General features: G+C 33.4%; 12 protein-coding genes. 4 read left to right on the top strand and 8 right to left on the bottom strand.

The features are described 5' to 3' along the window. The first annotated feature begins 2 nt into the window (after window positions 1-2). From LPB88_RS06950 to dusB, 3 genes are all read left to right on the top strand, one after another. A complete protein-coding gene (locus tag LPB88_RS06950; protein ID WP_230713953.1) occupies window positions 3-1,670 on the top strand; it encodes a C45 family peptidase in 1,668 nt (555 codons plus the stop codon). Next, a complete protein-coding gene (locus tag LPB88_RS06945) occupies window positions 1,667-2,956 on the top strand; it encodes a phenylacetate--CoA ligase family protein (RefSeq protein WP_230713951.1) in 1,290 nt (429 codons plus the stop codon). The genes LPB88_RS06950 and LPB88_RS06945 overlap by 4 nt, the downstream gene beginning before the upstream one ends. A 150-nt stretch (window positions 2,957-3,106) precedes the next feature. After that, window positions 3,107-4,099: a tRNA dihydrouridine synthase DusB gene (gene dusB, locus LPB88_RS06940; RefSeq protein WP_230713949.1), complete on the top strand. Its 993-nt coding sequence runs from the start codon at window positions 3,107-3,109 to the stop codon at window positions 4,097-4,099. Window positions 4,100-4,149: 50 nt separating this feature from the next. Here dusB and LPB88_RS06935 read toward each other — a convergent pair whose 3' ends face one another. The 4 genes from LPB88_RS06935 to rbfA all read right to left on the bottom strand — a co-directional run bounded on the left by LPB88_RS06935 (window position 4,150) and on the right by rbfA (window position 8,011). Next, complete coding sequence (locus LPB88_RS06935; RefSeq protein ID WP_230713941.1) at window positions 4,150-4,752, bottom strand: N-acetylmuramoyl-L-alanine amidase; 603 nt, start codon at window positions 4,750-4,752, stop codon at window positions 4,150-4,152. Window positions 4,753-4,818: 66 nt separating this feature from the next. Next, window positions 4,819-6,246: an MATE family efflux transporter gene (locus LPB88_RS06930; protein ID WP_230713939.1), complete on the bottom strand. Its 1,428-nt coding sequence runs from the start codon at window positions 6,244-6,246 to the stop codon at window positions 4,819-4,821. A gap of 171 nt (window positions 6,247-6,417) precedes the next feature. Further along, complete coding sequence (locus LPB88_RS06925) at window positions 6,418-7,617, bottom strand: FtsX-like permease family protein (protein WP_230713937.1); 1,200 nt, start codon at window positions 7,615-7,617, stop codon at window positions 6,418-6,420. Window position 7,618: 1 nt separating this feature from the next. Then, window positions 7,619-8,011, bottom strand: coding sequence for a 30S ribosome-binding factor RbfA (gene rbfA / locus LPB88_RS06920; RefSeq protein WP_042564857.1), 393 nt, complete (start codon window positions 8,009-8,011; stop codon window positions 7,619-7,621). 229 nt (window positions 8,012-8,240) lie between these two features. Here rbfA and LPB88_RS06915 point away from each other — a divergent pair, with 229 nt between their 5' ends. Then, window positions 8,241-8,660 (top strand): CBS domain-containing protein, encoded by a 420-nt coding sequence (locus LPB88_RS06915; protein WP_230713935.1) that lies wholly within the window; start codon window positions 8,241-8,243, stop codon window positions 8,658-8,660. A gap of 45 nt (window positions 8,661-8,705) precedes the next feature. Here LPB88_RS06915 and LPB88_RS06910 read toward each other — a convergent pair whose 3' ends face one another. From LPB88_RS06910 to LPB88_RS06895, 4 genes are read right to left on the bottom strand one after another with little or no spacing between them, the layout of a single operon-like run. Next, window positions 8,706-9,986, bottom strand: a complete 1,281-nt coding sequence (locus LPB88_RS06910) for a murein hydrolase activator EnvC (RefSeq protein WP_305070312.1) — start codon at window positions 9,984-9,986, stop codon at window positions 8,706-8,708. 23 nt (window positions 9,987-10,009) lie between these two features. Further along, a complete protein-coding gene (locus LPB88_RS06905; RefSeq protein ID WP_230713929.1) occupies window positions 10,010-10,792 on the bottom strand; it encodes a DUF4292 domain-containing protein in 783 nt (260 codons plus the stop codon). 15 nt (window positions 10,793-10,807) lie between these two features. After that, entirely contained in the window at window positions 10,808-12,160 is a 1,353-nt protein-coding gene (locus tag LPB88_RS06900) for a lipopolysaccharide assembly protein LapB (RefSeq protein ID WP_230713927.1), read from the bottom strand. Window positions 12,161-12,209: 49 nt separating this feature from the next. Next, complete coding sequence (locus LPB88_RS06895) at window positions 12,210-13,226, bottom strand: sugar phosphate nucleotidyltransferase (protein ID WP_230713917.1); 1,017 nt, start codon at window positions 13,224-13,226, stop codon at window positions 12,210-12,212. Between the last annotated feature and the right edge of the window lie 101 nt (window positions 13,227-13,327).

Raw genomic sequence — 13,327 nt, 5'->3', positions numbered from 1 at the left:
GTATGAAAAACCGAATTAAATTATTTACCCTGATCGTTTTTTTATTGATACTCGCTTCTTGCGGTACCTCAAAATCAATGCATCATCTGCCTGATACTTCAAATTATAATGCCACAAAACCAGTCGTAACCAAACAATCTGACAGTTTATTTATCTCCGGAAAAAGTTCACTTTTAAAAAATAAGCAAGGTCTTTGGGAATTATATGTTGAAGGCGATCCGTTTCAAATTGGGTTAACAACCGGAGCTTTGTCGGATTCTCTTCTTAAAAAACAAGAGCAGATATTTTTCTCCAAAATAAAGGATTTAATTCCTTCAAAATTTGAGCAAAAAATGCTGCGTTATTTCTTAAAATGGTACAATAGAAAATTATATTCAAATGTTACTCCAGAATATCAATCAGAAATTTATGGGGTTTCTCAATATACTTCCCTCGATTTTGATAACATCGCACCGCAATATCAACGAAGTTTATACCTGCATGCCGCACACGATATTGGTCACGCTTTGCAAGATTTGGCTTTGGTTGGCTGCTCATCTTTTGCGGCTTGGGGAGAAAAATCCGAGACTGGAAATTTAATTCTTGGACGCAATTTTGATTTTTATGTAAGTGACGCTTTCGCGGAAAATAAAATCATTGCGTTTATAAATCCGAAAGAGGGTCACAAATTTATGATGGTTACCTGGCCCGGAATGATTGGAGCGGTTTCTGGTATGAATCAGGAAGGTTTGACGGTTACGATTAATGCCTCAAAATCAAAAATTCCGATGATTGCAAAAACACCAATTTCAGTTGTGACTCGCGAAATTTTACAGCATGCCGCAACTATTGATGAAGCAATTGCAATCGCCAAAAAAAGAAAAGTGTTTGTTTCAGAATCAATTATGGTGGGAAGTGCTCACGATAACAAAGCCGTTTTGATTGAAGTTTCTCCTAAAAAAATGGATGTTTATGATGTTCCAAACAGTGATCAATTAATTTGTTCGAATCATTTTCAAGGCGAAGATTTAAAAGATGAAAAGAGAAATCAGCTTCAAATTGCCAATAGTCATTCTGAATATCGACTGGAAAGAATAGAAGAGCTTTTTACAGAAAACCCTAAAATCAATCCAAAAATTGCTTCTGAAATTCTAAGAAATAAAGAGGGTTTGCAGAATATTTCTTTAGGTTATGGTAACGAAAAAGCATTGAATCAATTGATGGCACATCACGGAATTATTTTTGAACCCAAAGAAAAATTGGTTTGGATTTCGGCAAATCCATATCAATTGGGTGAGTTTGTTTGTTACAATCTCGATTCTATTTTTAAAGAAAGAAAAACAAATTCTGTGATTTCATTTCAAGAAGAAAATCTAAATATTGCAAAAGATCCTTTTCTAAAAACTACGGCTTATGCAAATTATCAAAAATTTAGAATTGAAGACGATAAAATAGATTTGTATCTGAAAAAGAAAGAAACAATAAGTCCGGAATTTATCCAGAACTATCAATCTTTAAACCCTGATTATTGGGTTGTGTATTACAAAGCAGGGTTGTACTTTTATCAAAAAAAAGAATATCAGCTGGCTCAATCTAATTTTGAAAAAGCTTTGACCAAAGAAATTACAACAGTTCCTGATAAAGCAGAAATTGAAAAATATTTAAAAAAACTCAAAAGAAAATTACAATGATTCCAGCAATAGAAAAAAATTCTTTAGAAGAAATTAAAATTTTTCAGGAACAAAAACTAGCCGAACTTTTACAGTATATCAGTCAAAATTCTCCTTTTTACAAACGTCTTTTTGCAGGACAAAACATTGATCTTTCGAAAGTTAAAACACTTGAAGATTTACAACATTTACCTGTAACCACAAAAGAAGATCTACAAGAATACAATGATGATTTTGTCTGTGTTCCGCAACATAAAATTATCGACTATGCCTCGACTTCAGGTACTTTAGGCGATCCTGTGACTTTTGGTTTAACCGATTCTGATTTAGATCGATTGGCTTATAATGAAGCGATTTCGTTTGCCTGCGCCGGAATTGCGGAAGGCGATGTGGTACAATTAATGACGACAATCGACAGAAAATTTATGGCTGGACTGGCTTATTTTCTGGGATTGCGAAAATTAAAAGTTGGTGTAATTCGTGTTGGTGCGGGAATTCCAGAATTACAATGGGATTCTATTTTAAAATACAAACCTTCTTATTTAATTACGGTTCCTTCTTTTCTTTTGAAATTAATTGAATACGCCGAAATTCATGGGATTGATTATAATAATTCAAGCATAAAAGGTGCTATTTGTATTGGAGAGTCTTTGCGAAATGAGGATTTTTCGATGAATACTTTGTCTCAAAAAATTATCGAAAAATGGAATATTAAGTTGTTTTCAACTTATGCTTCTACCGAAATGAGTACGGCTTTTACAGAATGTGAACACGGAATTGGTGGTCATCATCATCCCGAATTGATTATCGTTGAAGTTCTGGATGAGAATAATATTCCTGTAAAAAATGGCGAAGTTGGCGAATTAACTTTTACTACTTTGGGTATTGAAGCGATGCCTTTGTTACGTTTTAAAACCGGAGACATTGTTCAGCTTCATAACGAGCCTTGTGCTTGCGGAAGAAATACTTTGCGTGTTGGTCCCGTAATTGGACGCAAAAAACAAATGATAAAATACAAAGGAACAACACTTTATCCGCCAGCGATGAATGATGTTTTGAGTGGTTTTGATAATATCGAAAATCATATTATCGAGATTTCTACCAACGATTTAGGAACTGATGAAATCGTGATAAAGATTGCTGTAAAAAATCAAACTCCTGAATTTTTACAGGAAATAAAAGACCATTTCAGAGCCAAATTAAGAGTAACTCCAAAAATAGAATTCGCTTCGAAAGAAACTTTGAATCCTTTAGTTTTTAATCCGATGAGTCGAAAACCAATTCGATTTTTTGACTATAGAACTTAATAGTAGGTACAAAGCGACAAAGGTTCAGAGGAACAAAGGTTTTCTCATTAGCCTGATAAAAAACCTTTGAACCTTTGCCTCTCTGAACCTTTGAACCTCAATTTGGTACAAATTGAACTAAATGTTGTAATTTTGCAAAAAATATTGAAGATGGTCAAGATTGGCAACATAGAATTACCTGAATTTCCTTTATTACTCGCACCGATGGAAGATGTTAGTGATCCACCGTTTCGCAGATTATGCAAAACGCATGGCGCTGACATGATGTATTCTGAATTTATTTCATCGGAAGGATTGATTCGTGATGCTATTAAAAGTAGAATGAAGTTGGATATTTTTGATTACGAACGCCCTGTTGGAATTCAGATTTTTGGTGGTGATGAAGAAGCAATGGCGCTTTCGTCTAAAATTGTTTCTACTGTAAAGCCGGATTTAGTGGATATTAATTTTGGATGTCCGGTAAAAAAAGTAGTTTGTAAAGGTGCCGGAGCCGGAGTTTTGAAAGATGTTGATTTGATGGTGCGTTTAACAAAAGCCGTGATCAGAAGTACTGATTTACCGGTTACTGTTAAAACACGTTTAGGTTGGGATGACAACTCTATTAATATTGATGAAGTTGCTGAAAGGTTACAGGACATAGGTGTTCAGGCTTTGACGATTCACGCCAGAACCCGTGCGCAAATGTATAAAGGCCATGCCGATTGGTCGCATATTGCTCGTGTAAAAAACAATCCTAGAATTACAATGCCTATTTTTGGAAATGGCGATATCGACAGTCCTGAAAAAGCATTAAAATATAAAAATGAATACGGTATTGACGGAATCATGATTGGTCGTGCCGCAATTGGTTATCCATGGATTTTTAATGAAATCAAGCATTTCTTTAAAACCGGAGAACATTTACCTGCTCCAACGGTTGTTGATCGTGTAGAAGCTGCCAGAAACCATTTAATGTGGTCGATGGAATGGAAAGGTGAACGTTTAGGAATTGTTGAAATGCGTCGTCATTATACCAATTATTTTAAAGGTATTCACTCTTTTAAAGAATTCAAACAAAAACTGGTTACAACTGATGCGCCTGAAGATTTATTCAATATCATGAAAGAAATCGAACAGGTTTATGCAGGATATGAGTTTGCTTAGAACATAAAAAAAGACCTTCGATTGAAGGTCTTTTTTATTTAATTATCTTTTTATTTTACGGCTTCTAGTATTTTATCTGCAATTTCGGTTTGCCCTTTTTCACTAGTGATATAATTTCTATCATTTACATTGGACAAATATCCGACCTCTAAAGTCATTGCCGGACAATTTGAATTTTTCAAAATATAAAATGACGCATCTTTTACTTCTCCTTTCGAAAAATAATCTCCCGCTACTTTATCAATCAGAATCTCGGCATTTGTTTTAGATTCGCTGTAAAATTTAGATTTAGAAAAAACGTATGCCTCCACACCATTCCTCCTAAAATTTTCAGAAGCATTAATGTGCAATGAAATTACCAAACTCGGATTTAGATTGTTGATGATTGAAACTCTTTCGGATAATTTCATTAAATGATCTCCATCGCGAAGCAAAACAATTTCTAAATTCTCATTTTTATTCTGATCTTTAATTTTTTTCGAAATAGCCTCTACAATCTTTTTTTCCTGGAGTCCACCTAAAACAGCTCCAAAGTCATCTCCACCGTGACCGGCATCAATAACAATTATCTTTTTCGTTTCTAACGATTTAAAAGCAAAAAGTGCAAAAAGTATTGTACTTAAAAGCAGCAGAACTTTAGTCTTGGTTTTCATGTCAATTTGTTTTTGGTTATTTAAAATCAACGCTTGTTTTTAAGAAATATTGTACAAAATAAAAATCTAAACCTGAACACGTTTCCACTTTCCTCTTTTGTAAAAGAAAATCCCTGCGAGTGTAATAGCGGTTTCAGCAACCGGAATTGCAATGAAAACACCTGTTGGTCCCATATTAAAATGTTTGGCTAATACATAAGCAAGCGGAATTTGAAACAACCAAAACCCGAAGAAATTAATTCCTGTCGGTGTCCAGGTATCTCCTGCTCCATTGAAAGTGTTAATCAAAACCATCCCTATTCCGTAGAAAATAAATCCGATGCTCATAATTTGCAAAGCTTCAACTGCGATGACTTTCACCATTTCATCATTGGTAAAAAACGAAATAATATATTGACCAAAACCTAAGGTAATCACCATAATACTTGCCATAAAAATGACATTGTATTTTGCGGTTGTGTATACTGATTTTTCGGCACGTTCGATTTGTTTTGCTCCTAAGTTTTGTCCAACCAAAGTTGCTGCTGCATTACTTAATCCCCAAGCCGGAAGTATAAAAAACATCATAATTCTAAGCGCGGTCTGATAACCCGCCGAACCATGATCCCCTCCGGTTGTGGCCACTAATTGTGCCAGAAAAATCCAGCTGCAAGAGGCAATAACAAATTGTAAAATTCCTGGAGCTGCAATCTTTACCAATGCTTTTATTTGTTTAAAATCAGGGATGAAATAAGAGATTTTAATCTTCAAAACTCCATTTCCTGAAAACAAATGATACACTTGATATAATACTCCCATGCTTCTTCCTAATGTAGTAGCCAAAGCCGCACCAATTAATCCGAAAGCCGGAATTGGACCAAAACCATTAATTAATATTGGACATAAAATAATATTACAAATATTTGCCAACCAAAGACTTTTCATGGCAATTGCAGCATTTCCTGCTCCGCGAAATATTCCGTTTATTAAAAATAAAAGCATAATACACAAACTTGAACCAATCATAATTTGTGTAAATCGATAACCGTGTTCAGCCGCATCTACAGATGCACCCATGAACAATAGAATATCTTTGGCGTATATAACTCCAAAAACACTCATAATACTGTTGATAACGCATGCAACAAGAATAGCCTGCATTCCTGCTTTTGAAGCAGCAACAGGATCTTTTTCGCCAATTCGTCTGGCTACAACTGCAGTTGCCGCCATGCTCATCCCTATCGCTAATGAATATATAATAGCAAGTACAGATTCTGTTAATCCAACGGTTTGAATAGCAAAACTACTGTGCTCAAGATGTCCTACAAAATATAGGTCGACTAAGGCAAAAACCGATTCCATCATCATTTCTAAAACCATTGGAATGGCTAATAGAATAACTGCTTTTTTGATGCTTCCGGCGGTATAATCAAAAGATTCATCTCCTTTGATTGCTTGTTTTAATGTGGTGAAAATTTTAGAAAATAAACTTTTCTTTATGGTAATTTCTGTCATGATATGTTAGGATAAATGATAAAAATAGTCCAGATGTAATAATCTGAACTGAAGAAAATAAACGTAAGTATCCTAATTATTTGAAAAAATAAAATAGGATTAGGCAGAAACAATCATAAACTGTAAATTTTTGAGACGATAAATATAGGTAATATTTTTTGAGTAGAAATATTAATCTAATAGCTTTTTACTTACTCGGCTACTGGCAATCAACGATGCGACGAAACCAAGTGAAACAATAGTTCCCATAACAATGAGAACATTTTCTAAAGTAAAAACTACCGGATAAGCCAAAGTTGGCGTAAGCATAATCATCTCGTACTTTTGTTGCAGCACTACCAGAATGATTCCTAAAAGAAGTCCTATTAGACCTCCAAAAACACTCAGCAATATTCCTTGAAGCAAGAATATTTTTCGCAAATGATTGATTTCTGTTCCGAGATTAAATAAGGTTTTTAGGTTCCCTTTTTTCTCTAAAATCATCATTATTAAAGCTCCGATTAAGTTAAAAAGCGCTACAATAATTACTAAAGTAAAAATCAGATAAACGGCAATATTTTCGGTATTGAGCATTTTATACAAAGACTCATTAAGCTGCGCTCTGTTTTTAATCGTAATTTTATTCTGAAAGATTGCTTTTAGCTTTGCGCCAATAGCAGCTTCATCTGCGTTATCTTTCAAATTAAATTCGACTCCTGAAATCTGATTCGGTTTGTACATTAATAATTCCTGTGCTAAACCCAAATCGGCAAACACATATTTCGAATCCAAATCTTCGCTGATAGAGTAAATTCCAACTGGCAGAACATCTGTTTTATTGAAAGCGTCTTCCGGGTTTTCAATACCCCCTTTTCCTGGTTTAGGTGCGAATATTTGCAGCGGGTTTTCGAAATCAAGAATTCCTAAAGAAAAATCGCGAGAAATCCCATATCCTATAACAACCTGATAGGTATCCGGTTTTAACCATTGTCCGTTAAAAAGTTTTTTTTTGATATCGTTGACCACAGGATAATTGCGATCGACACCCTTTAAATAGGTTACTTTTTGCTTGTCTTTAAACAAAAACAAAACACGTTCTTCGATAATTTTGGTGTACGAAACAATACCGTCAATTTTTTTTATCTGGCTTTCCTGATCTGGTGTAACTAAAAAAGATTTACCTAAAGTACTGGTGATTTTTAAATCCGGATCTATTTCATTGGTGAAAGAAAGACTGAATACTTTTAGTCCGCTAAAAACAGACAAAACCACAAACAAAGCCATTGTGCCAACAATAATTCCCATGCTGGCAATGCGATTTATGATATTAATAGCATTGTTTTTACTTCTGCTAAAAATATAACGTTTGGCTATGTAAAGGGGGAAATTCAATTTATGATTTTCTTCTTTTTTCTAAAAGATCACGGTTCTCGATTGGGTTTTCTCTGTTTGATAAAGCATTATCGATTTTTTCGATATAATCTAAAGAGTCATCGATAAAAAACACCAAATTTGGTACACGACGCAATTGCAAACGCACGCGCTGAGATAAATCGTGTTTAATTAAAGTAGTATTTGATTTTATACCTTCTAATGTTTCTTTTGCTTTATCTTGAGGAAAAATGCTTAAATACACTGTTGCCACAGATAAATCTGAAGTAACACTAACCTTGGATACTGAAATTACCAAATTACTAATTCCGTTTTTTCTCACTTCACCTTGCAAAATATCAACCAAATCTTTTTGGATGACACCGCCTATTTTTTTCTGTCTATTTGTTTCCATACTGCAAAAATACTATTTTTAAATTTCAATCAATACAATTTCAAATGAACAATAGGATCATTTTTGCATTCTAACCAACTTTTGTTCCATTTTGAGTACTTTTTCTAATAAATATCCAACAACCAGATCATTAGTTTACCATTTTTTTCTGATCTGATGAATGATAAAAGTCATGTTATTTATCAGTTTTATTCTACATATTTGATAGAAATATAACAACACATTTATTATGAAAAAGAGAGAACCAATCAGTCATATTATGACTAGAACAGTTATTACTGCAAACGAAAATGACGATCTAAGAAAAGTAGTAGAAAAGCTAAAACAAAATACAATTCGTCATATTCCAATCGTTAAAGGCAAAGAAGTAGTTGGAATTATAAGCCGCACAGACATAAATCGATTGACTTTTGGAGCTTTATTTGAAGGTCAGGAAGGTGCTGACGAAGCTATTCTGGATATGCTAACTATTTCTCAGGTTATGACTTCAAAACCTAAAACAGTATCATCGGATATTATTATAAGAGATTTAGCCGAAATTTTTGCGAAAGAAGATTTCCATGCTTTACCTGTCGTAGATAATGGAGAATTAAAAGGTATTGTTACCACTACCGATGTTGTTAAATACTTTTTAGAGCAATATGATTAGACAAATTTTGATCATTAAAAAAGGGAGCTAATTAGCTCCCTTTTTTCATCTGTTTTGTAACCATCCTTCCGGATTGTTATTTGTTGTATTTTGAAGAATTAAAAACTTAATTATTGTTTTTCCAGTGTCTCCACTTGTTCTTACTTTTCCAATAACTTGTTTAACTTTTACTTTGTCACCTTGGTCAACAGATACCTGACTTAGGTTTTGATATACTGTAAAGTAATCTCCGTGCTGAATAAAAACAGCTTTGTTTACAGGAGATAAGGCTATAACTTTTGATACTACGCCTTCAAATACGGCGCGTGCACTTGCTCCTTGTTCTGTAGTAATCTCTACTCCGGAGTTATGAACTGTCAATGTTGGATATATTGGATGCTGCTGATCTCCGTAACCAAGAGATATAAATCCTTTCTCTACCGGCCAAGGCAGTTTTCCTCTATTTGCTTTAAAATCGGCAGCTAAAATTTTACCTTCTGGGGTTAATGTAATTCTATCTGATGAATAACTTTTAGGTGCTGCCGCCTCTGCTTTGTCTGCTTCGCTAGCTTTACCTTCTGCGATTCTTTTACGTCTCTCTTCTTCAGCTCTTTGGTTCGCTAATCTAATTTGTTCACGGATAAGATCCTTAATTTTAGCGTCGATTCTTCTCGATTCTTGTTGTTTCGCTTTTGTGTCAGCAATAATTTTATTTTTATCTTTCTTAATCGAATTGACTAATTTTTGCTGTTCTTTCTTTTCTACTTCTAAACTTTGTTTTTCCTTTTCGCTTTCAGCAATGATCTTTTTCTTAACCTGTCTTTGTCCGTTTAATTTTGCATTATAATCAACTAATTCAGCTGTTTTTGATTGAATTTCTAAACCTTGATTTTTTCTAAAATTAGTGTATTGTTTTAAATACTGTGCTCTTTTATAGGCTTGCAAAAAACTTTCTGAAGACAAAATAAACATCGCTCTACTTTGCTCTGAGCGGCTTTTGTATGATTTCAGAATCATTTTTGCATAATCAGCTTTTAATATTTCCAGCTCCTTTTTTAGTTTATTAACCTTAACCTGGTTAATATACATATCGTTGCTCAAAAGTTTTTCTTGCTTTGCCGTAGTATTAATCAGTTTCTCTTTTAATTTGATTTTATTCGCCTGAATTAAAAACACATTTACTGCTGATTTTTCTTTTTTCTTTACAGATTGCAACATCTTTTCGTTATCTCTAATTTCTTGCTGAATTTGAGCTTTACGTTGTTCCAGTTTTTCTTGTTGCGAATCTTGTGCCCACATAAAAGTAGTGGCACAAATAAAAATTAGGCTTAGGAGAAATTTTGGCATGTTTCGATTTTCTTTTTGCAAATTTACTTAATTATAACTTTCTTATAACCACCAGGCACACTATATGGGAAAGAAAGTTCTTCATTAAACGAAATATTGTTGTAATTTAAATTAATATTGGTTCTTCCTTTTGGCTGAATAGCGTTAATTGCAATGCTTGTTGGAAGTGTTCCCTGATTAAAAACTTTGCTGTCAGAATAGTTAATCTGCAACATTCTGTTTTCTGCAGGTTGTGAAATCTCTTCTTTTTGCAACAAATATTTTTCTGAATCAATATAGAATGATTTTTTCAAATTGGCATCTTTTTCATCGTCTAAACGAAAAAGGTTTTCTACAATTGTCTGTGTGTATTTTCCTTTTTTTAAATCGTCTAAAGCTTCTCCAACCAATAGATTCTGAACTTTAGAATAATCCAATTCTGTTCCTAACCATTTGCTCAAACTTGTAAAATCTCCTTCGTAATAAGTGCTGTTTATTTTTTCGTAATAGCTTACTGATGTTGGCGTGATCAATGCTTTTGCCATTGTAATTCCCAAAAAACGAACACTTACTAAAATCTGTTTATCTTTTTCTATTTTAATTTCGGCCGTAACATTTTGACTTTGTTTTTCGTCAACATATTTTGCGCTTGCTTTTATGTATAAAGTCGAAAAATCTAACGTATTGTTATAATGTTTCTCTATTACTTTTTTGTCTTCTTTGGTTGTAACTTCAGCGTTACCGGCATTATTTTGAGCAGCTGGCATTTTTGATTTACAAGAAATCACAAAAACCGACAACAACAATATTGCAATATATTTTTTCATTTGAAATTCTCTCTTTTACTTCTTTTGTTTTAATAATTCATTTGCCTTCAAAAAGTATTCCTCTTTTTTCTTAGCATCTCCCAAACCATTGTAAGCCTCTCCAAGCTGAATATTAAAATTTGCTTCAAGCGTTTTGTCGTCTACAACATAATCCAGCCCCATTTCTAAAACGGTTTTTGCGTTCTTAAATTGTTGCAATTTATTGTTTCCTAAACCTGCATAATAATAAAACTGCGATTGACTTGGATAAACCTCAATCATAGTCATGGCTCGTTTAGTCATTGGTTCAAATTGTTTTGCCTGAACATAGGCTTCAAGCAAAAGCAAATTAGTTTCGCGATCGGTATCTGAATTTGCTTTTAAATCTTTTTCATAATATTTAATCGCATTTTCATATTGCCCTTTGCTGTGATAAAACTTCCCAATTTCTTTTGCGACATCAACATTCGGATCGTTATCAAAATATGATATTGCTTTTTCTAAATCTGGTGCGTACTGCGGATTTTTATTCACATAAATCAAAAACTCATTTAAAGTACGATGCTTAATTTTTGAATCAATTTTTGAACTTGACAAAATTACATTCATCGATTTAATTGCTTTGTCAGCTTGATTTGCATCTAAATATCCTTTGAATAAACTTACCTGCGCCCACTCAGAATTTGGAATTTCCTTAGCCAATTGTTTTGCAACTTCTAATGCTTTATCTGTTTCTTCTGTTTTTGTATATAAAAAAATCAGATCGACATAATTCGACTCTTCTTTCGGATTTTTTTTAATCTGATCAATCAGGTTCGAAGCTTCGGCATTTTGATATTTGCCCTGAGACATAATTTGCATTTTATATCGATCACGATCTTCTGATTTTCCAAATTTATCGTTCATTTCATTGATCGCTAAAAGTGCTTTGTCAAATTGATTCGTAATCATATACAGCGAAATCAGATCGTCTTTGTACTCTTCATCAAAAACAATTATTTTCTGAATCGTTTCAATTGCCAAAGGATAGTTTTTGGTTTCATAACTTACATCGTAAATTCCTAACCAATACCATTTATTCTTTGGATCTAATTGCGTCGCTTTTTCAAAAGCTGGCTGTGCATTACTATATTGTTTTAGAGCCAGATAATTTTTCCCTAATTCAAAATAAGCTACAGCATCATTAGGTTTCAGCTTGATGCATTTCTCTAATGATATAATGGCTTTATCATAATTTTCGATTCCTTTTTGTTTTAAAGATTCATAAAAAGAGTCTTGATATTCATCTGTTGCCATAGCAATATCTTCCGGCTCAGTTTGCGCCATAACCGAAGTTGGATTGCTAAGCAAAACGAAAAATAAGATTGCTAAAACTCCTTTTTGTATCATCTCTAAAATTTATTTTTTAAACAAAAACGAATCTATTTAAAATTACAATTTATTCTAAAACCGAATAATCGCCAATACTGATACTGTTAAATTTACCGTCATAAACAACGTGATTTCCAATCATTGCATTGTCTAAGTTAGCATTTTTTATTTGAGAAAAAGTTTGCACTAAACTATTTTTAATAACACTATCACTTACGTGGCACCCTTTTCCTATTGATACATTTGGACCAACTGTTGTGTTTTTCAACACTACATTTTCACCAATATAACATGGCGGAATAATTGTCGAATTATCTAGTTTTACGTCGTAATCTACTAAATGTTCTCCGTCGTTATGCAAGAATCCTAACATTCTTGAATTTGTTTCAACAGTAACATCTTTGTTTCCGCAATCCATCCATTCATCGACACTTCCGGTTTTAAAAACTTTACCGTCAGCCATCATTGCTTTGATTCCGTCGTTGATTTGATACTCTCCACCATTCTGAATATTATTATCCAAAACACCTTGAAGTTCCTTTTTCAAATCTCCAACTTCTTTAAAATAATAGATTCCGATAACTGCCAGATCACTAACAAATTCTTTTGGTTTTTCAACCAATTCTACAATTTCGTTATTACCGTTTAATTTGACAACTCCAAAAGCTTCTGGTTGTTCTACTTGTTTTACCCAAATTACGGCATCGGCTTCCGGATCTAATTCAAAATCAGCTCTGATTAAAGTATCTGCGTACGCAATTACTGCAGGACCTGATAATGATTCTTTGGCACACATAATAGCATGACCAGTTCCTAAAGGTAAATCCTGACGATAGATTGATGCTTTAGCTCCCAAACTTCCTGCCAATTCCTCTAAACTTGCTACAAGATCATCTCCAAAAAAAGCTGGGTCTCCTAAAATAAAAGCAACTTCTTCGATAGGTTCTTTTAAAATTTTAGCAATATCTTCAACCAAACGGTGCACGATTGATTTTCCTGCAACAGGAATTAATGGTTTTGGAACTGTTAAAGTATGTGGCCTAAGTCTTGATCCTCGACCCGCCATTGGAACGATTATTTTCATTTTTTGTTTTTATTTTTTATGGGAAGATTTAATAAAATCTTCTTTGATTTGGTTCTAAATTTTTAACCGCAAAATTCGCAATCCCGATAGCTATCAGGATT

It is taken from the genome of Flavobacterium sp. JAS (assembly GCF_020991455.1).
Taxonomy (GTDB): domain Bacteria; phylum Bacteroidota; class Bacteroidia; order Flavobacteriales; family Flavobacteriaceae; genus Flavobacterium.
Note: the sequence above shows the minus strand (reverse complement) of the source record. Positions and strands in the feature narration are given on the sequence as shown.

Excerpts from the sequence above, each read along its gene's own strand:
- LPB88_RS06950 (WP_230713953.1), top strand. The coding sequence starts at position 3 with ATGAAAAACCGAATTAAATTATTTACCCTGATCGTTTTTTTATTGATA.
- LPB88_RS06945 (WP_230713951.1), top strand. The coding sequence starts at position 1,667 with ATGATTCCAGCAATAGAAAAAAATTCTTTAGAAGAAATTAAAATTTTT.
- dusB (WP_230713949.1), top strand. The coding sequence starts at position 3,107 with ATGGTCAAGATTGGCAACATAGAATTACCTGAATTTCCTTTATTACTC.
- LPB88_RS06935 (WP_230713941.1), bottom strand. The coding sequence starts at position 4,752 with ATGAAAACCAAGACTAAAGTTCTGCTGCTTTTAAGTACAATACTTTTT.
- LPB88_RS06930 (WP_230713939.1), bottom strand. The coding sequence starts at position 6,246 with ATGACAGAAATTACCATAAAGAAAAGTTTATTTTCTAAAATTTTCACC.
- rbfA (WP_042564857.1), bottom strand. The coding sequence starts at position 8,011 with ATGGAAACAAATAGACAGAAAAAAATAGGCGGTGTCATCCAAAAAGAT.
- LPB88_RS06915 (WP_230713935.1), top strand. The coding sequence starts at position 8,241 with ATGAAAAAGAGAGAACCAATCAGTCATATTATGACTAGAACAGTTATT.
- LPB88_RS06910 (WP_305070312.1), bottom strand. The coding sequence starts at position 9,986 with ATGCCAAAATTTCTCCTAAGCCTAATTTTTATTTGTGCCACTACTTTT.
- LPB88_RS06905 (WP_230713929.1), bottom strand. The coding sequence starts at position 10,792 with ATGAAAAAATATATTGCAATATTGTTGTTGTCGGTTTTTGTGATTTCT.
- LPB88_RS06900 (WP_230713927.1), bottom strand. The coding sequence starts at position 12,160 with ATGATACAAAAAGGAGTTTTAGCAATCTTATTTTTCGTTTTGCTTAGC.
- LPB88_RS06895 (WP_230713917.1), bottom strand. The coding sequence starts at position 13,226 with ATGAAAATAATCGTTCCAATGGCGGGTCGAGGATCAAGACTTAGGCCA.